At 61.5% G+C, this 20,280-nt stretch carries 13 protein-coding genes; 6 read left to right on the top strand and 7 right to left on the bottom strand.

Annotated features, from left to right (window positions below; all coding sequences use genetic code 11):
- Positions 1–7: 7 nt before the first annotated feature.
- The 3 genes from AC1POX_RS11570 to AC1POX_RS11560 all read right to left on the bottom strand — a co-directional run bounded on the left by AC1POX_RS11570 (position 8) and on the right by AC1POX_RS11560 (position 7,571).
- Positions 8–1,009: a restriction endonuclease gene (locus tag AC1POX_RS11570; RefSeq protein ID WP_218490586.1), complete on the bottom strand. Its 1,002-nt coding sequence runs from the start codon at positions 1,007–1,009 to the stop codon at positions 8–10.
- A gap of 32 nt (positions 1,010–1,041) precedes the next feature.
- The gene (locus AC1POX_RS11565) at positions 1,042–5,964 is read right to left on the bottom strand and encodes a DEAD/DEAH box helicase (protein ID WP_372356192.1); all 4,923 of its coding nucleotides are present in this window, start codon (positions 5,962–5,964) and stop codon (positions 1,042–1,044) included.
- A gap of 131 nt (positions 5,965–6,095) precedes the next feature.
- Positions 6,096–7,571, bottom strand: coding sequence for a competence protein CoiA family protein (locus AC1POX_RS11560; protein WP_049450194.1), 1,476 nt, complete (start codon positions 7,569–7,571; stop codon positions 6,096–6,098).
- A 171-nt stretch (positions 7,572–7,742) separates the two neighbouring features.
- Here AC1POX_RS11560 and AC1POX_RS11555 point away from each other — a divergent pair, with 171 nt between their 5' ends.
- The gene (locus AC1POX_RS11555; protein ID WP_372356191.1) at positions 7,743–8,642 is read left to right on the top strand and encodes a hypothetical protein; all 900 of its coding nucleotides are present in this window, start codon (positions 7,743–7,745) and stop codon (positions 8,640–8,642) included.
- Between the two features lie 24 nt (positions 8,643–8,666).
- Here AC1POX_RS11555 and AC1POX_RS11550 read toward each other — a convergent pair whose 3' ends face one another.
- Complete coding sequence (locus AC1POX_RS11550) at positions 8,667–8,816, bottom strand: hypothetical protein (RefSeq protein WP_372356190.1); 150 nt, start codon at positions 8,814–8,816, stop codon at positions 8,667–8,669.
- Positions 8,817–9,701: 885 nt separating this feature from the next.
- Between AC1POX_RS11550 and AC1POX_RS11545 the strand changes: the two genes are divergently transcribed.
- Positions 9,702–10,634 carry a hypothetical protein gene (locus AC1POX_RS11545; protein WP_372356189.1) on the top strand — a complete coding sequence of 311 codons (933 nt, stop codon included), beginning with the start codon at positions 9,702–9,704 and terminating at the stop codon, positions 10,632–10,634.
- Positions 10,635–11,112: 478 nt separating this feature from the next.
- Here the strand turns inward: AC1POX_RS11545 and AC1POX_RS11540 are convergent, their stop codons facing one another.
- Together AC1POX_RS11540 and AC1POX_RS11535 are read right to left on the bottom strand one after the other, a co-directional pair.
- A complete protein-coding gene (locus tag AC1POX_RS11540; RefSeq protein ID WP_481108581.1) occupies positions 11,113–11,532 on the bottom strand; it encodes a hypothetical protein in 420 nt (139 codons plus the stop codon).
- A 56-nt stretch (positions 11,533–11,588) separates the two neighbouring features.
- Positions 11,589–11,915, bottom strand: a complete 327-nt coding sequence (locus AC1POX_RS11535; RefSeq protein ID WP_372356187.1) for a helix-turn-helix domain-containing protein — start codon at positions 11,913–11,915, stop codon at positions 11,589–11,591.
- Positions 11,916–12,017: 102 nt separating this feature from the next.
- Between AC1POX_RS11535 and AC1POX_RS11530 the strand changes: the two genes are divergently transcribed.
- The 4 genes from AC1POX_RS11530 to AC1POX_RS11515 all read left to right on the top strand — a co-directional run bounded on the left by AC1POX_RS11530 (position 12,018) and on the right by AC1POX_RS11515 (position 16,344).
- Positions 12,018–12,347: a hypothetical protein gene (locus AC1POX_RS11530; protein WP_372356186.1), complete on the top strand. Its 330-nt coding sequence runs from the start codon at positions 12,018–12,020 to the stop codon at positions 12,345–12,347.
- A gap of 305 nt (positions 12,348–12,652) precedes the next feature.
- On the top strand, positions 12,653–14,227 hold the full coding sequence (locus AC1POX_RS11525) for an ATP-dependent nuclease (RefSeq protein ID WP_372356185.1): 1,575 nt from the start codon (positions 12,653–12,655) through the stop codon (positions 14,225–14,227).
- A complete protein-coding gene (locus AC1POX_RS11520) occupies positions 14,205–15,305 on the top strand; it encodes a UvrD-helicase domain-containing protein (protein WP_372356184.1) in 1,101 nt (366 codons plus the stop codon). Before AC1POX_RS11525 ends, AC1POX_RS11520 begins: the two co-directional genes overlap by 23 nt.
- 610 nt (positions 15,306–15,915) lie before the next feature.
- Entirely contained in the window at positions 15,916–16,344 is a 429-nt protein-coding gene (locus AC1POX_RS11515; RefSeq protein WP_372356183.1) for a hypothetical protein, read from the top strand.
- Between the two features lie 544 nt (positions 16,345–16,888).
- Here AC1POX_RS11515 and AC1POX_RS11510 read toward each other — a convergent pair.
- Entirely contained in the window at positions 16,889–19,942 is a 3,054-nt protein-coding gene (locus AC1POX_RS11510) for a sensor histidine kinase (protein ID WP_372356182.1), read from the bottom strand.
- Positions 19,943–20,280 lie beyond the last annotated feature (338 nt).

The following is a 20,280-nucleotide window of genomic DNA, read 5'->3' as shown; positions in this document are numbered from 1 at the left end:
GCCCTTGTTAGTCCGCCTCCAGCACCTGCGGCACATAGATGCGGCGCAACGGCAGCAGGCCCTTGTGGCGCGAATCGAACTGCTCGTAGTGGGCGAAGACCAGGTCCACCAGTTCATCGCCGTCGATCAGGCGCAGGTTGCCCTTGCCCTGCTCGAAATTGCGGCAGGCCGGGCTGTAGCTGCCCAGGGTCACGAACAGCCCGTATTCGCCGTGGGACAGCTTGCCGTACAGCGCCGACACGTCCTTGTCGGTCACAGTATTGGGGCTGCTCTTGACCTGCACCTTGATGATGGGCGGCTCGATGCCCAGGTGGTCCTTGTGCGCAATCACGTCCACGCTGGGTTCATTCACCCGGGTCTTGCGCGCGTGGTAGCCCATGCACTGCAGCAGGTGCACCACGAAATCCTCCAGTGGCAGGCCCTTCAGCTCCTGTGCCAGGCGCTTGAGCACGAAGTCGCGGGTGGTGTCTTCCATGTCATCGGTGACCAGGCCCACCGAATGGTCCTGGTCCACCGGCAACGCAGGTGCGGACTTGCCGCCCACAGCCGCGCGGAACTCGTCGGCATAGCTCTTGACCTGGAACAGGCTGAGCGCGGAACCGATTTCGTACAGCGCGCCCTGGGTGAACTGCAGGCGCGGCACGTGGCTCAGCCATTGCACGCTTCGGCGGTGCGGATACCCACGGGGGGCATCGGCCACGTATTGGTACGGCCCAGTGACGCGGCCAATGTGCACTTGCTTGTCCTGCTTGGAGGGGTACACCACCAGGTCACCGGCCTTCATCTCGTGCAGGAACCGGTAGGGAATGCCAGACACCGTGGCAATGCCGCCCTTCTTCGCCTCCGGGTAGGCCTGCACATAGCGCTGCCGGAAGGCGTCGCGGTCGGCTGCCAGTACGGACAGGTCGCCCATGGCGTCCCAGCCGATGGCAATGCAGCCTTGCTTCAGGAACAAGGCATCGGCATCGCCGGTGCGGCCTGCGTGGATGCCCCACACCACTTCATTCATAGGAATGTCCTTGTGCCTGCATTTTTTAGGGGTCAGCCGTCTTCACGGATATCCAGCGGTGGCAGCGCAGCGACGATCTTCTGCGTTTCCAGGCTGACGGTGACCACGCGTTGGAACAGTTCCAGCGGGTACTTCGGGTTTCCCATGGTTTCGATGGCCCAGTCGTTGGCGTCGTTGACGATGCCGCTGGCCTTGTCCACGCGCACGGCCTGGCGTTCCATCACCCAATCGAGCGCGGCCTTGCCGTTGACGATGTAGTCCCAAGCGGCTTCGGGAATGTCGCGCAGGGTGATTTTGCCGTTGTAGATCACGGTGCTGCGGTCGTTGACGGACTTGCCGGTCTCCGGGTCCCTCTTCTTCGCGAACTTCATCTTCTCGACGCGGTAGTCGGCGTCGGTCAGCTTGCCTTTGGCCTCGATGGTGAGCGGATATTTGTCCACCGTCTCGTAGTTCAGATGCAGCGCGGCGAGGTCTCGGCCGGCCTGGCTGAAATGCCGGAAGTCGGTAGCGGTACACACGCGCGGGATGCGCGGCAGTTCCTTGCTGAGGTTGTCGGCATAGCGTTCGCGGTACTCGGGCGAATGCAGGATGCCGTAGACGTAATAGAACAGGTCTTCCTTGCTGATCGCCTCGCCCGGGTAGGCGCTGGTGAAATGCGCAAGGCCGGCGTCGGTGATGGCATCGCGGCGGCGTGGGCCGTTGCTGGTTTGGCCGGCGAACAGGCCGTCATCGGATTGTTGGGCGGCTTCGTCGTAGAGGTAGAGGGGAAAGCACTGCGCTCCTCCATCAGGTTGATCGCTTGTTGGGGAATTGGAAATGGATGCGAAATGGCCATCTCCTCTCCAGTTGCCTTTGATCGTAATCGCCAGATTCTCTGAGAATCTTGATGGGAACAGCCGCGGCATATGAAGAACCATCTCATTGAATCTTCGATTGAAGTAAAGCCATTGCTTGGCGAATGGTCGATACAGGCTTGGGACGATGCAATCAGAGTCGAAGGCATAGCTGCGATCTTTGCCAAGGTCCTGTTTGAGTGCGCGTGTCCAGCTGATTCGTGTGGGATCGCTGTCTATGAAACCGTCTACGTGCTCCTGCCTCGTCTTGGTATCCAGCCCCGGGTATGCGGCATCGAAACGAGCCACTTCGGCGTTGTAGAAGCCGATCATGCCCGCCATGTTGGCCGAGAGTTTGGCTTTGCTGGCGTTGTAGGCCCAAGCGTCTCGACCGGTTTGAAGTCCACGAGAGTAATTGTCAAACAAGACGGCGGCAGTCTTGTCGTCCTTACTACCCATCACGATGAAATTTCCGAAGCTGTCGTCACGCTGTTTCAGCCAGTCGCCATGCGCATCCGGGGTGATGCGCTGCCAATCCTGTTCGGGAATCCCGCCCACGCTGGCATAGGCTTCGATCTTCTCCAGCTTGTCCTCGCGGGTCAGGTAGTCGCCGATGTCGCGGAAGAAGATACGGCCATGCACGCTGGCCTGCGGATTCTTGACCAGCAGCGAGATGGCGATGGGTGCGCGGCTGCCGCTGCCGAAAATCTTGCCGCCTTCCTTGCGTGAGGTTTCGCCGCTGGTGCGCTGGTTGCCGCGCAGGTGGAACACGTAGATGTCCGAGAACTCCTCGGCCAGGCACTGGCGCAGGCCATCGGCGGTGTTGGCTTCCAGCCAGCCGGCATTGGTGACGAAGCCGATGATGCCGGCATTGCCGATGCGGTCGCTGGCCCAGCGGATCGCACGAATGTAGCTGTCGTACAGCGCATTTTTCAGCGTGGCGTCCGAACGTGCCGCGTAGGTGTCGCGGATGCGCGCATCCAGCGCTGGATAGTCAACATTCGCGTTGTTGTCGTTCGCGCTCGTTTGCCCAGCCGAATACGGAGGATTGCCCACGATCACGCGGATATCCAGCGCCTTCTGCCGCCTGCGGCGCTTGCTGTTGTCCACCAGCAGCGCATCGACCAGATCGTCCTTCTCGTACATCTGGAAAGTGTCGGTGAGCAGGATGCCTTCGAACGGCATGTAATCGCCACCGGCCAGCTCGTGATACGTCGCCTCGATATTGATGGCGGCAATGTAGTAGGCCAGCAGCACGATCTCGTTGGCGTGGATCTCGTGTTTGTACTTGTGCGCCAGTTCCCCGGGCTTGATCAGGCCGGACTGCAGCAGCCGGGTGATGAAGGTGCCGGTGCCGGTGAACGGGTCCAGGATGTGCACGTTCTTGCAGCCCAGCGTCTGGCCGAACTCTTTCTGCAGCAGGTGGTTGACGCTGTGCAGGATGAAATCCACCACTTCCACCGGGGTATACACGATGCCCAGGCGCTCGGTCATGCGCGGGAAGGCGTTGCGGAAGAACTTGTCGTACAGCTCCACCACGATCTTCTGCTTGCCGGCGGCGTTGTCGATGCCTTCGGCCCGCAGCTTCACGCTGTCGTAGAAGGCTTGCAGGGTGCTGGCTTCCTTGTGCAGTTGTTCGCCTTCCAGCACGTCCAGCACGGCCTGCATCGCCTTCGACATCGGGTTGTGGCTGGCGAAGCTGTAGTCGGCAAAAAGCGCGTCGAACACCGGCTTGGTGATCAGGTGCTGGGCCAGCATCTCGATGATCTCGGCGTCCGAGACCTTGTCGTTGAGGTCGTCGCGCAGTTCGCTGGCAAAGGCGCTGAAGGCGTCGCGGGCCTTGGCCTGCGTCTCATCCTCCAGCAGGGCCTTGATGCGATCGATGTGGGTCTGGGCGATCTTGGCGATGTCGTTGGCCCAGTCTTCCCAGTGGTGGCGGTTGCCGCACTTCTCGACCACCTTGGCGTAGAGCGCGCGCTCGACTTCGCCGATCTCGAAGGCGAACTCGCCCTGCACCTCAGCCTCGTAGCCGGGTGCGGTTTCGCCGATGCTGTGCCTGCCCTTGGCCTTCGCGGCCTTGCGGGCGCTGGAATCCACCAGCCGCGCGGTCTTGCGCTGCACAGTGTCGGCGATGGCCACCACTTCCATCTTGCTGCGGTCCGGGCCGACGAGATCGAGCTTGTTGACCATCGCATCGAAGCGGTCGTCGTGACTGCGCAGGGCCTGCAGCACCTGCCAGACCACGGCATATGTGCGGTTGTCGTCGAGCGCCTCGTGCGGCTCCACGCCGGCGGGGATCACCACCGGCAGCACCACGTAGCCACGCTTTTTACCCGGCGCGTTGCGCATCACCCGGCCGACCGACTGCACCACGTCCACCTGCGAGTTGCGCGGCGTCAGGAACAGCACGGCATCCAGCGCCGGCACGTCCACGCCTTCGGACAGGCAGCGCACGTTGCTGAGCACGCGGCAGGTGTCGGGCGGCGTGGGTGCCTTGAGCCAGTCGAGCTTCGCTTCCTTCTCGCCGGCGTTCATGCTGCCGTCGACGTGCTTGGCCTCGCAGGTCATGCGCGCGGCGTCTTCGATGTCCTCGGCGTCCTGGTAGGCGTCCACGACCGCCTGGAACATGTCGGCGATTTCCTTCGAACTGACCTTGTGGGTCTTGCCACCCCGCCTGGGCTCGATGACCTGGCAGAACGCGACCGCGCGCTTCATCGGTTCGGCGCTTTCGCCGGCACCCTCGTGGATGCCGAGCTTGGCCAGCGCCTTCCAGCAGCCGACGATCTTGGCGGCATCGTCCACGCGCAGGCTGTTGTTCTCGTCCTTCAGCAGAGTCTGGAGGCGGCGATTGATGTGGCTTTCCTCGACTGCCAGCACGATGACCTTGTAGTCGACCAGCAGGCCGCGCTTGACGGCTTCCGAGAAGGTGATGACGAACAGCTGTTTGCCGTACCAGGCCTCGTTGTCCATCGAGTACAGCGCCACGTTGTCGCGCTCGGCCACGGCCTTGGCCTCGTTGCCGTAGATGCGCGGGGTGGCGGTCATGTACAGGCGCTTGCCGGCGCGGATGTAGGCGGCGTCGTGCACGCGCACGAAGGCGGATTCGTCGTCGCCTTCGAAGGTGGCGCCGGTGGTGCGGTGGGCCTCGTCGCAGACGATCAGGTCAAAATCGGCCAGCCCCTGCTGCTGGGCGTCGTGGATGACCTCGATGGAGTGGTAGGTGCTAAACACCACGGTCATGTGCGCGTTGTCGCTGCGCGCGGCGACACCTTTGGCCAGTGCGCGGGCGTCGGTGGTGGCCGGGTAGCGCAATTCGTGGGCGAGGGTCTGGACGGCGTCGTCCTCCTTGCGGCCCTTCTTCTTGCCGACGTCGCTGTCGGAACACACCGCGAAACTGTGCAGGGGAATCGCGCTTTCCTGGGTCCACTCGGTCAGCGTCTGCTGCAGCAGCGACAGGCTGGGCACCAGGAACAGCACGCGGCCGCCCTTGCCAGCCATGCTTTCCGCGATCTTGAGACTGGTGAAGGTCTTGCCGGTGCCGCAGGCCATGATCAGCTTGCCGCGGTCTGCGTCCTGCAGCCCGGCGGTGACCGCCTTGAGCGCGGATTGCTGGTGCGGGCGCAGGGATTTCTTCGCCTTCAGCGCGACCGGGGCGTTGGGCTGGAAGCGCGACCAGTCGATCTGGCTGGCTTCGAGATCGTGCAGGGTGATCTTGCTGACCGGCGGCTGCTGGTCGATCAGCGCGTTCTCGGCATTGTCGGACCAGTGGTCGGTGCTGGAAACGATGACCCGGTGCGCGAACGGCTTGCGGCCCGAGGCGGTGAAGAAGCTGTCGATGTCCTTCTTCTGCAGCCGGTAGTCCGGGTCGTAAAACTTGCACTGGATGGCGTGGATCGCGCCGGTTCCGGCTTCCTCGGCGACCAGGTCAATGCCGTCATCCTTCGCGCTGAAGCCGTGGGCGGGCGCCCAGTCGGACCAGGTCCAGACCTTGGCATACAGGTCGCGGTAGGTGGCCTCGTTGCGCAGGTAGGCCAGGATCAATTCTTCGAAGTAGGTGCCCTTCTCGCGCTCGGTCATCGAGGACTGGCGCAGGGTGTCGAGCAGAGTCTCAAGTACGGTCACAGATTCCGGATCCTGGCAAAACGGTGAATCGAAGGAAGAAAGGGGGCGACAGGACTCCCACGCCATTTGAAATCAATGACATTCATGGCATCGCGTGCCCCCTCCAGACCTCGATTCTAGGTGCCGCCGGCTCAAAGGGCGACAAGCGAGGATGATCGGTCACCGGAATCGTTGCCCGGATCCACGTAGGCGACCGGGTGCCAGCCACCGGCGGGCGGTGGAAGGACTTCGCACTCGCCCCTGGGCGCCGGCAGTTGTCGGATGACCCGGGCGGACTCCAGCCTGTCGACGAAGTCGTTGACGGGCGTGTAGAAGTTCGGAATCCGCTCGTTCTCTTCGTCGGTGAAAACCCAGTAAGCCAGCCTTCTCTTGGCGAACCCTGCGCGCTGGGCCTCGGCGCGGGCGGCGTACTGGGTGACGAAGAGCCTGTACAGCGCCCTCTCTGGGTAGAAGCTACGCCGGACCCACGCGGCGACGTCCCTCTGGTTGAAGCGATCACCCGGGGACCGCTTTGCCACGAAGTGGTCATGGGCCAGGAGCTGCCAAAGAACCGGGTCCACTCCGAAGATCCAGGCATCTTCATGGGCTCGAAGGCAGGCGGACCGAATCGCCGCTGGCACGGCGTCCAGGAGCTCGCTGACGCGGTCTTCCGCGCTGACCCGATACTCGCGCAGGATCCGCTCGATCCGCTCAGGCGAGGTCAGTTCCATGAGATGGCCCAGGTCCTCAGCGTGTCTCGCACGCTCCTGGCGGCGCATGTAGGCCTTCCGGCCCTCCTTGTCCCTGGTCTCCTGGGCCTCGCGTTCCTTGCGGGCCTGGGCCGCCTTGGCCATCTGCTCCCGCAGCTGTGCGATCTGCTGGTTCCTCGCCGCAACCTGCTCGTCCAGTTCCTGCTTGGAAGCACCCCACTCCGCTACCGCCTCGGGACAGGAGATCCAACTGCGATTGGCAGCGTCATCGAGCACGGCGTGCTCGAAGGCGGCCAGGTCGTGGGGAGTGTCGCGGTGCAGCTGGGACAGGTCGATCTCGACCATCCTCCGGCCCTGCGCCTGGACGCGCGCCGCCTTGATGTCGCCAACGGCATGGGTCACGCGGATCTCGATCAGCAACTCGCCCACCTCATCCCGGGCAACGACATCGGGCTTGTAGCTGCCCAGCGATCGCTCGATCTCGATGTCGCGCAACGACATGCTGCGGCTCGGCTGGTCGACCTTCCGCCCCCAGTGGAGCCGGCCATCGTCGTCACGGGCATGCGGCGGGTTGGGCATGTCGATCGGGTCGCCGGTCCAGGCCGGGATCACCAGCCGCTGGTGGTCTGCGATCAGCTGCTTGGCCCGTTCGTGAATTCCGGTTTCACGACCCGTCTGGCAGCCGGTGTCAGTCAGGTGGGCGAAGTGGGGGCGCTTGCGGCGACTCTCCTTGGCCTTGGCCGACAGCGGGGCATGGCACCCCGGGCAGATGCAGCCGCACGCCTTGCCTTTGGACACCTCGCTGGGGGCCCAGACACGGCCATCCTTCAGGCCAAACGGGACGCGGAACCCGCCACGCCGCGCCAGCGGGTTGCCCGACGGATTGCGAAGTGAGAACGGCTCTGGGATGGTGTCCATGGCGCTTTCCTTGATCGGAGGGAAAGCAGAAATTCGCGGCAGGCCATGGACGCAAACAGATCTAAACCCGCCCAAACGGGTAATCCACAGGTTGAATCCCTCCAATTGGCGCTTGAATGGCTGGATCGGGAGGGGGGACAGCAGCGCAATGCCCGGGTCCTCCGGGAGGTCATGGACACGACCCTGACCGCCATCTCGCGCGGCGAGCCGCCCCCCGAGACGGACACCACTACCCTTCGGGCGCTCTTTCAGCAGTTGGAAGGAACTGGCGATGGCCAGTCCAAGGTATTCCGGGCGGCCGAGCTGGGGAACTGGTGGGAATCGCGACAGGAACAGCTTCGACAGCGGTGCGCTCAGGCAGGCTCTGCCCTTACCCCTTACCTCGTGGTCAAGAAAGGGGGCGGCCGTGGCCTGCCCTCTCGGCTGTCTTTCGATTTCCGCCCGACGCCCGAAGCGGAGCCCGAGGAGGACGTCGCGCCACCAGAGGCCGATCCGACCAAGATCCGCTACCAGATGGATCCAGCCAAGCCAGCGCTATGGCTCCGGCTGTTGGTGGGCAGCCGGCCATTCCCGGTGCAGTCCTGGCGCGGCTACGTGCTTATCGGAACCGCGGCCTTGAACATGGTGCTCATCGGACTCGTCTGGTTCTGGCTGTACACCTCATGGAGCCGTGGCCACGCGGTGACCACCGCGACACTGGCCCAGCTCGGCCTGGTGATGCTGGTGACGGCCGGGCTCTGGTGGTTGTTGCGGCCGGTGATCCTTCTGCCCACACAGCGGGTAACCATAGCGGAGCCCTCGTTCCTGGCGCTGAGCGAGCTCTACGGTCAGCTCCGCACCATGCCATCGCCAGGTCGAAAGTTGAAATCTCGCGAGTTCGCCGTCGTGCGCCACTGGGGCACCTGCCCTATCTGCTCGGCTGAGGTGGATCTGGATCACGGACGGGCCGCTTTTCCGGACCGGCTGGTTGGCCGCTGCCATGATGCACCGCTGGAGCACGTGTTCTCGTTCGACCCGGTGCGCCTTGTAGGCAGGCCTCTAGTAACTGGATCGGAAAGGTTGACTACTTGAACCGCTTCCGATTCCAGATCGAGGTCAAATAGCAAAACCAACGGCTGCTTCCGGCCAGAAGCGGTCAGTAGCTCCTCGCTGCCCTAGGTAGATTTTGACGAGCGCAATCCCGCTCGCTTCGGCCTCGGTTTTTGACGCGATGATGCCGAAGCGCGAGTTGGCGTAGGGGACCATTGATATTGGCCACCGCCATCGTCAACTTCGTCCTGCCCCAGAGCGACCACGACCGGGCGGAAGACAACCGGTTCGGTGGCCTGAACCAGAAGCACCACGGGTATTCAGCACTATTGGCGACCGGAAATGGTAGTCGTCTTGGGTGCTGCGGATTCCTGCCATCGACCCGTTTTCAGGCGCTGGCGACATCCAGTTCTACTGCAAGAACGGCGGGGTCACGTCAGGATGGATTAGGTGTTCCTAAGTCATTGAAACTAAATGCGTGAACGCGGTTGACAGAGCGACCATACGCTTGTAGCTTGCTGGCAACCTGAACAAGCGGTATTTCCCAACATCTTGGGGTCAAGCGCTGACGCACGGGGTAGGACTTGTGGTTTTCCATAACTTATCCACAGCGTATTCCATGGCGCGCTGAGGACGAGGAGTGGTAGCCTCAACCTGAATGAAAAACCCCCGCCGTTGCGGGCGGGGGCTGTTCTTTCACAACTTGGTTGCTTTACCCGGATGGACAAGGTGCGTTGGCGCGCATCTAGCCATGCCGGACTACCGGGTAGCGGGCTACGGGAGCGCCGTCTACTACAGAGCAAGAACTTTGTCAACCCTAGCGGGAGCCGACACAGGGATTAATCCACATCCTGTGTCGTCTGTCAAAAGTCTCGCTCTCAAACGGTGCGCTCCCTCACATGAGGGCTTCGTATGACCTTGAGCAGGCCAGTGCCCGTTCGTGCTTACGTCCGTCGCCGTTTTGGGCGGACAGAGCACGTACGCAAGCACTTCCGTTCATATCCACGGCGTTGACCGTGTAGACAGCGGACTTGGGATCGGGGCTGGCAAGCCAGCCCCACGCGCTAGGTCATTGAAGGTCTCGTTTATCGAGAACTGACAATGAAACGCATCTTGAAGCTTGAAAGGCATCTTCCCGAGTTTGCGGAAGGTGAGTTGGCCCGCGCCGTCATGAGCATGGAGGGCATTAGCGCCCACATGCTCAAGCGGTTCGGATTCGTAGAACCCTTCGACGTAGGGCAGTCGGTCATGCCTAGCGTCCACCTCGGCCCCGCTGCGCGACGGAACGCGAACGGATACGAGATCGTTCATCGCGAGCAGCCGATGGAGGAAATGACTCGGCTGCAATCGTGGAAGCGCATGGAATGGCGTGGGCGTGACAAGATCGAAGTCGAAGACTTCATCCAGCGGACGTACCGGCGCTATCCCCGCACCTACGTTGCCGGCGAGGGTGTGGAATTCACGATCATGGCGAGGCCCGATGGGGCCAAGGTGATCGCGTCCCCCGAGTACGATCCCGACGGCGCTTCGGACTCCCTGCTCATGGCGGCAAACCTTGTGATCGAAGGTTTCGGCGGTGTGGAGTTCGTTCGCGCCGACTTGGTTCCGCCATTGCGGGTTCCGATCAAGCGGCTTAACTGGGAAATCTTCCCGCAGGGCCGCGTGCCCTGGGCACAGGTCAAGAAGGAAATTGACCGTGTCACCGAGAGGGCTTCGGCATCGGTGAAGCCTGTCATCCGTGCCCGTGTCCAAGCTGTGGAACAGTACGGGCCTGACTTCGCAGCTATCGGTCGTGCCGGTTTCGATGGCTACTGGGTCTTCGGCTTTACCAAGCACAACCTGTACGTCCTTGAGAGTCGCATGCTCGACAACGCGACATACGTGCTGGATGCGGATTGGCAGGCCGTATCACAGTTGACCAAGGCAGAGGTCATCAACAGCGATCTCGCTGTCGCGCGGTTAATCCACGACGCAAGTTGGACTGAAAAGCTCGACCAAGTGCTGCGTCACGTGCTGCCGTCGAAGGCAGCTTAAAGAGGAGAGCCCCCGGCATTCGTGCCGGGGGCTTTTTTCTCTACGGCCGCTTCGGGTCGGTAGCGACCCTTCCCCGCCATCGATAAACTTCCCTGATCGCGCATGGTTGCAGAATCTGGGAGATGGCCGAAGCGATAAATTGGCCGCAGCAAGCAGGTCTGCTGTCCAACACAAGCTCGACGTGCGCGTTTTCTTTGGGCTGGCCGACGGCGATGAGCACCTGATTGCTAGGAACGCCGCGGATCAACAACGATCTTTCCGACACCAGTCCTCACTCAGGATCATCCCACCATCTTGTGCCCGCATGACGTTCTTCAGCTGACCCTTAACGCGCTTGGCAATCTCGGACCTGCCGGCGTCGATATTTGATAGCGGCGCAGTTTCGATCCGCTTGGCATCTTTCAGGTATATAACCCCGACCCAACGACCACCGTCTACCGGATGAAGATGAAGCTCATTGGACGCATCGGACACGGCGTCAATGAGCCCCTGGCGCATCATCTTCCACCCTCTCATTTCGCGGCATGGGGCCAGGCCAAAGCCCTCGCTCGAACGCAGGACTCAAGAACTGGGACAAGGCTTCGATCTGCTCGCCAGACAATGAAGCCCGCACTTCCTTGGCTATGCGGGCGCGCTGCTGCTCCGGCAGCTCTAGTGGCGTACTAGCGTCTTCTGGGTCTGGCTGGCCGATTCCAGCACCTTGCAGCGGCGCCGCTGCGCGAGCCAGGTCGTCTAGCAGCAGATGAAACATCTCGTCCTCTACTCGGCATTCCGCAAGGACCCGTTCGCGGATGTAGTCAGCGAGTGATCTGCCTTCTACGCGGGCGGACTCGACGAGCTTGCGCTTCTCCTCGGACGTAAAGGCGACCCTCACGGATTCGTTCCGGACGTCACGCATTCACATCTCCCGAGCTACCGTCCGAATAGACGGCGCGCGCACCGTCAGTTCGGGCGTCACTTGCTTGTAGCAGTTGACTGCTCAACCTGCTTCACCAGATCGCGCTTCTGCGTCTTGCTGAGATCGTTCCAACGCAGGAGCAGCTTGGCCAACATCTCGTCCTCGGTATACAAAAACGCCGCAGGAACATTCAAGGCTTCCGCAAGCTTCTTCGCCATATCGGCGCGGGGCTCGTGCACGCCGCGTTCGTACTGGTTGACGCGAGGGCTTGCCACTTCAGGCTCCATACCGGCCAGGACGCCGAGCTGCGCTTGGGAAAGACCCGCACGACTACGTGCTTGGGCCAGTCTCTGGGCAAAGATTGGACGCGTGGTATCGGACACTGAGCCCCCTACGGTTGGAACCATAGGATGGCGCAAGCGACCACGCTTTCACACTAAGATATCCTTAGTTTTTGGTCAAGTCTTCAAGGATGTAACTGTTCCATGGGCCTCTATCTGGTCGCACCTGAGCACGGCATAACCCTCGAGGTCCCAATCTCGGAGTCAGACGAGCGCGCCCTCGTCCGTCAATGGGCTAGGTTGCGAGAGGCTGCTGCGCGTGAGCGATTCAACGTTAGGCTTGGCAAACACCTGACCAACGCACTGTCTGAATCCTTGGACTGGGACATCAAGGCACCAACTGATGCCCAGAAGGCTCTGGCGTCGGTGCTCGCGCAAAAACTAGCTACAGAAGTCCCGCCTGGGGCATTGTCCTCCCGATTGGAGATGTCACTCTTCATCGACAAGGCATCCGCTCGTCTCCGCGACGGCTGACAGGTGCGCTCGCAGGCACTTCCAGAACGGTGCCGAACCTAAGCGCATCAGAATCTCAGAAAGTTGCTGCTCTGCTTCAGCCGGCCGTACCGCCCACGCAGCGCTCAATCCGAGCACCGCGAACGACGCCTGCCACGGAAGAATAGAGCGGCCGTCAACTTGCGCAAACGGCCCGTCGGATTCGGTGAGCACCCTCTCCCTTGGCATGCGATCCACGGAACCCCGCGCGAGACGGTTAGGATGGTACGGGGCTTCCGGGTGCAGATCGCATCGAGGGAAGGGTGCGGGTCATTAGGGGGCGAACCATGCCGATCGAACGCGTTGTCATCGAGAACTTCAAGGCGTTCCGCCACCTGGATCTGCCACTCAATGCCCACATGAATCTGATCGTGGGCAATAACGAGGTCGGCAAGTCCACGCTTCTGGAAGCTATCCATGCCGTGCTGACCGGCCAATTGCACGGCCGAGGCATCGCCTATGAGGTAACGCCCTACCTGTTCCACCAGCCGACGGTGGAGGCATACCTAGAGACGCTGCGCCAGAATCAGCGCAGCTCACCGCCGAGAATCATGATCGAGGCCTACCTCGGACGGGATCCTGGGCTGGCAGCCTTGCGCGGCACCAACAATTCCCTGGGGGCGGACACCGCCGGCCTTCGTCTGCAGATCGAGCTCAACGAGGAGTACCGAGAGGAGTTCGATGTCTACCTGCAGCATCAAAGCGGTAGCCTGCCGGTCGAGTACTACACCGTGCGCTGGCACTCCTTTGCCTACAACGCGGTCACTGGTCGCAGTGTGCCGTTCGACTCCACGATCATCGATACGACCGCCACGCGGACGCTCTCCGGGGCGGACCGTTACATCGCCGGCATCATTGACCAGGTGCTTACCCCGGCGCAGCGGGTGGCCTTGTCATTGACCTACCGCCGGATGCGACACAGCTTTGCCCAGGAAGCGGACGTGGCGGCGATCAATACGTTCCTCGGCGAGAACACCGGTGATATCAGTCACAAGGCTCTGACCGTTGGGGTGGACACCTCAGCCCGGTCGACCTGGGAAGCTAGCCTGTCCCCTTATCTGGACGAGTTGCCCTTCACCCAGGCCGGCAAGGGCGAGCAGAGTGCGGTCAAGATGAAGCTGGCCATGCGCGCGGCCGGCGCGGCGCACGTCCTATTGGTGGAGGAGCCGGAGAACCATCTGTCCTTCTCCAGCATGGCCCAGCTGATCGACAAGATCGCCGCCTTGTCTACGCTCCAGCAGGTGGTCATAGCGACCCACAGCAGCTTCGTGCTCAACAAGCTTGGCGTGGACAACGTGATCCTGTTTAGCGCGGGCGGGCGCATGAAGCTGGATCAGTTGCCAGCGGACACGCACGACTACTTCATGAAGCTGCCTGGCCATGACACGTTGCGATTAATACTGGCCAAGCAAGCGATTTTGGTGGAAGGTCCATCAGATGAACTGATCATCCACCGCGCCTTCAAAGATCATTACGGCGTGGCGCCCTTGGCCCGTGGGGTGGACGTAATTTCGGTCAAGTCACTGGCCTTCAAACGATTCTTGCAGATAGCCAAGCGGCTCAACATCCCCACACGTGTCGTCACTGACAATGATGGCGATGTCACCGTACTGCAGGAACGCTACGCCGGTTTCCTGAACGACATCTACTACGACTCGGACGAACGGGCGCCTTCACTGGAGCAGCAATTGATCAAAGCCAACTCGCTGGCCAAGTTGAACCAGGTCCTAGACAAGGCCTTTGCCGATGAGGCCGCTTTGCTCAAATTCATGCGAGGAAACAAGACCGACACAGCCTTGGCGATCTTCAACAGCCCGCATTCGATCGAATTCCCGGACTATGTGCAGCGTGCCATCGCGTAATCGCGCAATACTGTCGGCCGCCGGTTCGGGCAAGACCACGTTGTTGGTTCGTGAAGCGTTGGCTCGCCCGGAGCGTCGCATCGCGATCATGACCTATACGCTGGAAAATCTGGAAGAGATTCGTCGCGCGTTCGAACGCCAAACAGGAACGGTGCCGGCACACGTGACGCTCTACAGCTGGTATAGCTTCCTGTTGCGCGAGTGCGTTCGACCCTATCAGAGCGCGCTGTGCGCGCAGCCTCGGGTTGAATCTATCCTCTTCGTTGAAGGCCAGACCGATAATCGCGCCCCGCGCGCCCAGGTAGCTCGCCACTACTTCGCCGGGAACAGGATGTATTCCGATCGTGCCGCCGACTTCGCCGTGCGTTGCGATGAGCTCACCCAAGGCAAGGTCATCCAGCGTCTGACCGCGATGTACGATGAGCTCTACATCGATGAGGTCCAAGACCTGGCAGGCTACGACCTGGATTTGGTGGAGCGATTGCTCACCAGCGGTATCGAAATCCTGCTGGTCGGCGACACGCGCCAAGCGACATACGCGACCAATCATTCCCCGCGCAATCGTCAATACCGGGGTGTGGCGATGATGGGACTGTTCGAGGACTGGCAGACGCGCAATCTTTGTCAGATCGATCACCGGTTGACCAGCCACCGTTGTCCACAATCGCTTTGTGATCTGGCCGATGCGCTGTACCCGCACATGCCTCGCACCGAGTCAGGCAATACAGAGGTGACCGGGCACGATGGCATCTACGTTGTGGGCCCCGGCCAGGTCGCGCAGTACGTCCGGGAATTTGCACCCGTCGTACTGCGCTATGACCGTCGGGAAGGCTGCGCAGGGTTGCCAGCGGTCAATTTCGGGCAGTGCAAGGGACGCACCTATGCACGCGTGCTGATCTTCCCCAATGGCCCATTGACTGAATTTCTTCGCACTGCCGACAGCTCGCGTCTTAGTTCGCCTGCCAAGTACTACGTGGCGTTTACCCGGGCCCGGCACAGTGTCGCCTTCGTAATGAGCAGCACCTGCCGCTGGCCGAGCCATCAGGTCTATGTCGACACGCCGTCGCCCCAGGGCTGACTGACAGCACAGCTGCTCCTGCTTCTTACTCGTTCCGCGTGGATAGCGCGACCTTTCCGATCCAGTAGGCGCATGGGTGGCGATTCCGCTGCCGTTTCGGCCACGCCCAGATCTGGCCCCGTTCGTTTGAACAGTCAGGCCGTGTTCGATAAGTTGAGCCGATTTCTAGATTTCTCGATTTGTCAACTCTTTCTTGGAGTGGGAAGCTCCCTTGCCCTTGCCCTTGCCCTTGCCCTTGCCCTGCGGGACTATGGCTTGAGATGCTCATGGCTGGGTGCGAGGATTCCCCCTCGTGCAGTGCGCTAACGTAAATTGCTGCCTTGCAACGCAACACTGCTGGGCAACAGGGCTGGCGGGATTCGCGTTACGTGTTGCGCCCCCCGCCGTCTTTGCTCGCAACGATTCCGGTTGGACTTACGATGCAACGATGGATACGCCTGATTCTGCAGAAAATGTAGTAATCGCGCACCTTCTGACCACGCAACACTATAGATATATACCAAGATTGCGAAATCATCTCGTCGTGCGGCGCGGGCTCGGCTGCGCTGGATCTGGCTTTGGATCAAGACCTGCCGCCGAACCGTTCCCCTAGCGAAACGGAACTTGCCGCATGACTGACACCTACAATCTAGACCGTCGCCACCGTGCTGGCTGTTGGCGAGCAATGCCCAAACAGCTGCGCGGCAGATCTACATCGGCGCGGGTCACGAACCATGTAGAACTGACCGGCCCCTGCGCGGGCTGGCGATTGGCTGGCCGTGATCTGGTTGCACCGAGCGGCGAACGGATCCCAGAACGCCGGCTGCGCGGATTGCTCTGGCATGCGAATGCCACCGACATCCGGGCTTCGGTGCGTAGGCGGAACGCCAAACGAAAAGCGGTTCAGCATTCATTGGTCAAGGTCGTCGTGGTGGATCTTGGCGAATGGCGAGAGCAGCACTTCGGCAAGATCGCAGGACAAGACGTTGGCGCTTTGAGATACAGATTCATTCGCACTGCTCACCAGCCGACGCTAGAGCCATCCCTCGCTGGGGACTGACCTTGAGCCCCAATCGGCCGAGCAGCGGCGCGGCGATCGTGCTGACCCGCGCCGGTCATGCGCAGCTCGCGAGCTTGCCCGGAGCCACTTGCACTGACGTTTTGGCGCGCCGGATAAGCAGGCCTGTGAGCGTCGGCAGGAACGCACCGCTCAAGCGTCACGAAGGCATGGGTCCGACACGGCCACGGCCACGACCAAATAACGTCGTCTTCAGATCAACTTGCCTGATAGATTCTGATTGGGGTCGGAAGCTACCCTTCCCTACCCCAAATAAACATCCCTAATCCCCCTCGTCGTCAGCATCCGCTGTTCGCGAGGCCGCCGCCGTCGAGGCGGAGCGCGGCGCCAAGCAAGGTATTCGTCGCGTCGCCCCTCCACTCTTGGCTGATCGCCTGGAAGTAGGGCCCGTCATGCGCTTCCGGTCGAAAAGGCTTATCACCCTAGTTTTTCTCGCAATTCAACAGCGCAAAGCCTCATTGCGGCCCTTGCGAGAGGAGCTGGATTTTTTCTTGAGCAGGATGTTTATCCTGTCTCCAAAATGGAACTATTGGTCTTTACCCATGCGGCCAAACCAACCTCGCCAGCCGGCCACCGCAGGCCGATACGCAATTTTTGCAGGAACCTGTAGTTCCACTTCGGTACCGGTGGCAACGCCATTTCGAAATGCGAGCGTGGCACCGATGCGTGCAGCGCGCTCGCGCATGCCGGCCAATCCCCAGTGACCGGGCCGCACGCCCGCGGCAAGCACTTCGGTCGCGATGCCGCGGCCATCATCACTGATACACAGGCGCAACGCCTTGGCGCCGTAATGCAGGTCGAGCGTTACGGTGCCCGCCTGTGCATGGTTGAACGCATTGATGAGGGCCTCGCGTCCGATGCCGAACATCTCGTCATGTACCAGTGGATCGAGCGGTCTCTGCGTACCTTCGACGCGCATCTGGAAGTTCGGTGCAGCGTCGTGCATCAGGTCGGCGCCCACGCTGGCCAACGCCTGCGGAAAGTCGCTGACCGGCGCGGCAGCGGCGCGCAACCCTTGCACGCGATCACGCCCTTCGCTCAGCACATCATCGGCACGCTCGAGCGCGCCCTCCATCGCAATGCGTGCCGGCTCCTTCACGGGGAGTTTTTCGATCGCCGCCTGGAAGCGCAGGATCAGGCTTTGGATACCCTGCAACAAGGTGTCGTGCAGTTCGCGCGCGATCCGTTCGCGTTCGAGATGGCGCTCGGCCAGCCGCGCCTGCAAGCGTGCCTCCATAACCCGCAGTCGGCGCAGGTAAATGAGCCAAAGCAGCCCGGTTCCAACGAGCACGCATAACGTCAAGAACCAGCTCGTCAGATAGAAGGGCGGTGGAATCTGGATCTCCATCGCTGCACCCTGCGTGTTCCAGACCCCGTCCTCGTTGGCGGCAAGAACGCGAAATCGATAGTGGCCAGGACGCAGATTGGTATAGATCGCCTCGCGCCGCGTGCCGGCGTCTTGCCAACCCTGATCGACGCCTTCGAGCCGATAGCGAAACCGCACCCGTTCTGGAATCGAAAGGCTCAGCGCGGCGTAGGCAATGCGTAACTGTTGTGCACCGACGGGCAATTGCAGCAACGCTCCGGGCAAAAACGTACGACCATCCACCTCCACAGCATGCAGATATACCGGCGGTGGCAACGGATTGTGGTGCAAGCGGTTGGGATCGATCCAGGCCAAACCGTTGTCGGTGGCGAACCACACCCGCCCATCGCTGGCTTCGGCTACGGTGAAGTTGGTCGGCGCCATCTGCGGGGCGCCAGGCAAGCCATCGAGATAGTCGAACCTTCGGTAACGCACCGGATGTGTCGGATTAGCGAGCACCTGCGAGACTTCTGCAGCCGGTATGCGAATCGCCCCTTGCACATCGCTGAGCCATAGGTCGCCAGAGGCAGTTTCGACCAGGCCAGAAATGCTGCCCAACGTGTCATTTTTTGCGGAAACAATCTTGGAAAAGCGCCCTTGGTGGTACAGCGCCAGTCCGAGTTCGCCGGCAACCCAAAGATGAGGTCCGCGGCCACCGATCGCCATCACCCGGCCCACCTGAGGCCCCTGTTCGCTCGTATAGGTATGGGTTTTGCCACCTTCGATGCGGTGCAAGCGATCGGGCAGCGTGCTCAGCCAGACGCGCCCCTGGGTATCTTCGAATACCGCACTTGTGGCGCCTGCAGGATATCCGCCCGGTGTGGTGTCTTCCCATTTGCCGTCGCGGAAGTGCTTGAACCCATGGCCTCCGATGTCGGCCCACAGTCCTCCACTGCCATCGCCGTGAAGCGTGTGCAAGAACCAATCGCCTCCACGCACACCAGCGGGCCAGGGCATCAGCACGAAACGGTCTTGATAGTAGCGCCAGAGACCAACATATCCTGGCCACCAAATGGCACCGACGGGATCACGATAGGCACTGTCGATATTGACGACCTGCGCATGCGGAATCACTGCGTTGCCGCGGATTTGCAGCAGAGGTCTGGCCGAGAAGCTGGCAGCCCAGATATCACCGCCCTCTCCCGCCATCAGGGTGAACCCGGCGTGTCCGCCAGGTATGCTCACCGGTACAACATCGCCATGGCGGAAACGATCGACTCCCTTATCGCTGCCAAACCAAAGATTGCCTTCGCGATCCTCCAGGGCGGCAATCAGCAAATCCGAACTGAGTCCGTTTGCTTGCGTAAACACCTCGACCCTGGAAGCCGGTTTGGGTTGTTCGGGGTGGCTGATCCTGCGCAGGCCGTCACCCACGGTGGCGATCCACAGCCCGCCATCTCGGTCGAACGTGATGGCCTGCGACCCCACCCAGATTTCTTCGTCCTTGCCGACACGGCCGCTGCTTGCCAACGCGAGCGGCCGCACCGCGCGCGCTGTCTCGGCGATCCAGTGGCGTCCCGCTGCGTCCTGAGCGATTTGAGCGGCATCATTCAATCGCTGGCCCGTATCGCGGAAGACCTGCTCGCCGCGCGGCAGGAACAGCAGCTTCTCGATTCCGGCGGCCCACAGCGTGCCCGTCCGATCGACGCCCAGCACCCGCGCGCGCTCGCCTTCCGGAAAGCCCTGCACCACGCCGACCGTCTTCCAGCGTTTGCCCTCGAGGACAGCCAAACCACGCGCGGTGCCGGCCCAGATAGCCCCGTCATGATCTTGTGCGAATCCGAACACGATATCGGGTGGGAGCTCATCTTTGCCCGAATACACCTGCAAGGTCTTGTCTCTGAGACAGGCCACTGCGCCATTGCGAAAGCCGATCCAGAGATCGCCCTCTCGGGTCGCCAGCAGCGCGGTGACATTGGGCGACGGCAGCTGCGAGCCGCCAATGCTGTCGTAGCGTTCGAAGGTCACGCCATCGAAGCGGAACAAGCCGGTTGCTCCACCGATCCACAGGTAGCCATCACTGGTCTGGGCAAGCGCACGTACCTGACTCGGCGCGCCATCGCGCGCAGTCCAGGCGGTATGATGCAGCTGCGCGAGGTTGCGCTCGCGGTCGAGCGCATGCGCATTTAGCGCAAACAGCAATCCTGCGCCCGCGATGCAGCAGTGCAGGATGAAGCGCATCCATAAGGGTGTCAGACGACGCAACGCCGCCATCTCCTATCTCAGGGTGGATAGACCAGGCCCACTCCGAATCGGAGAGCGTTCTGCAGCCCTGGCCTCTCGCGTCGATCGCGGTGATGGCCAAAGCGCTTCTGTGCGTCACGGGCTGCGTGACTGTATCTCATGCCGCCGGATTACGTGATATCACCAAAAGCCCTTGACTTGATAGCAAGCTCAAGCGCATTGCAAGATTGCAAGAGTTACCCGTGTAAAGCCAGTGAGTCGGGCATGGTCGACCATCTCCAGCTCAATCGTTTATCACCTGGCATGTGCGTGGTTCACCGCCTCAACGTTGGCGAAGCAGTGTCAGATGCGTTGTAATTCAAAGCAAA

The sequence above is a fragment of the Xanthomonas sp. NCPPB 3442 genome (assembly GCF_056725145.1).
The sequence above is the reverse complement of the archived record's forward strand: the minus strand, read 5'-3'. Positions and strand labels throughout refer to the sequence as shown.

Excerpts from the sequence above, each read along its gene's own strand:
- AC1POX_RS11570 (WP_218490586.1), bottom strand. The coding sequence starts at position 1,009 with ATGAATGAAGTGGTGTGGGGCATCCACGCAGGCCGCACCGGCGATGCC.
- AC1POX_RS11515 (WP_372356183.1), top strand. The coding sequence starts at position 15,916 with ATGACTGACACCTACAATCTAGACCGTCGCCACCGTGCTGGCTGTTGG.
- AC1POX_RS11555 (WP_372356191.1), top strand. The coding sequence starts at position 7,743 with ATGGACACGACCCTGACCGCCATCTCGCGCGGCGAGCCGCCCCCCGAG.
- AC1POX_RS11550 (WP_372356190.1), bottom strand. The coding sequence starts at position 8,816 with ATGGTCCCCTACGCCAACTCGCGCTTCGGCATCATCGCGTCAAAAACC.
- AC1POX_RS11560 (WP_049450194.1), bottom strand. The coding sequence starts at position 7,571 with ATGGACACCATCCCAGAGCCGTTCTCACTTCGCAATCCGTCGGGCAAC.
- AC1POX_RS11530 (WP_372356186.1), top strand. The coding sequence starts at position 12,018 with ATGGGCCTCTATCTGGTCGCACCTGAGCACGGCATAACCCTCGAGGTC.
- AC1POX_RS11520 (WP_372356184.1), top strand. The coding sequence starts at position 14,205 with ATGTGCAGCGTGCCATCGCGTAATCGCGCAATACTGTCGGCCGCCGGT.
- AC1POX_RS11540 (WP_481108581.1), bottom strand. The coding sequence starts at position 11,532 with ATGCGTGACGTCCGGAACGAATCCGTGAGGGTCGCCTTTACGTCCGAG.
- AC1POX_RS11510 (WP_372356182.1), bottom strand. The coding sequence starts at position 19,942 with ATGGCGGCGTTGCGTCGTCTGACACCCTTATGGATGCGCTTCATCCTG.
- AC1POX_RS11525 (WP_372356185.1), top strand. The coding sequence starts at position 12,653 with ATGCCGATCGAACGCGTTGTCATCGAGAACTTCAAGGCGTTCCGCCAC.
- AC1POX_RS11545 (WP_372356189.1), top strand. The coding sequence starts at position 9,702 with ATGAAACGCATCTTGAAGCTTGAAAGGCATCTTCCCGAGTTTGCGGAA.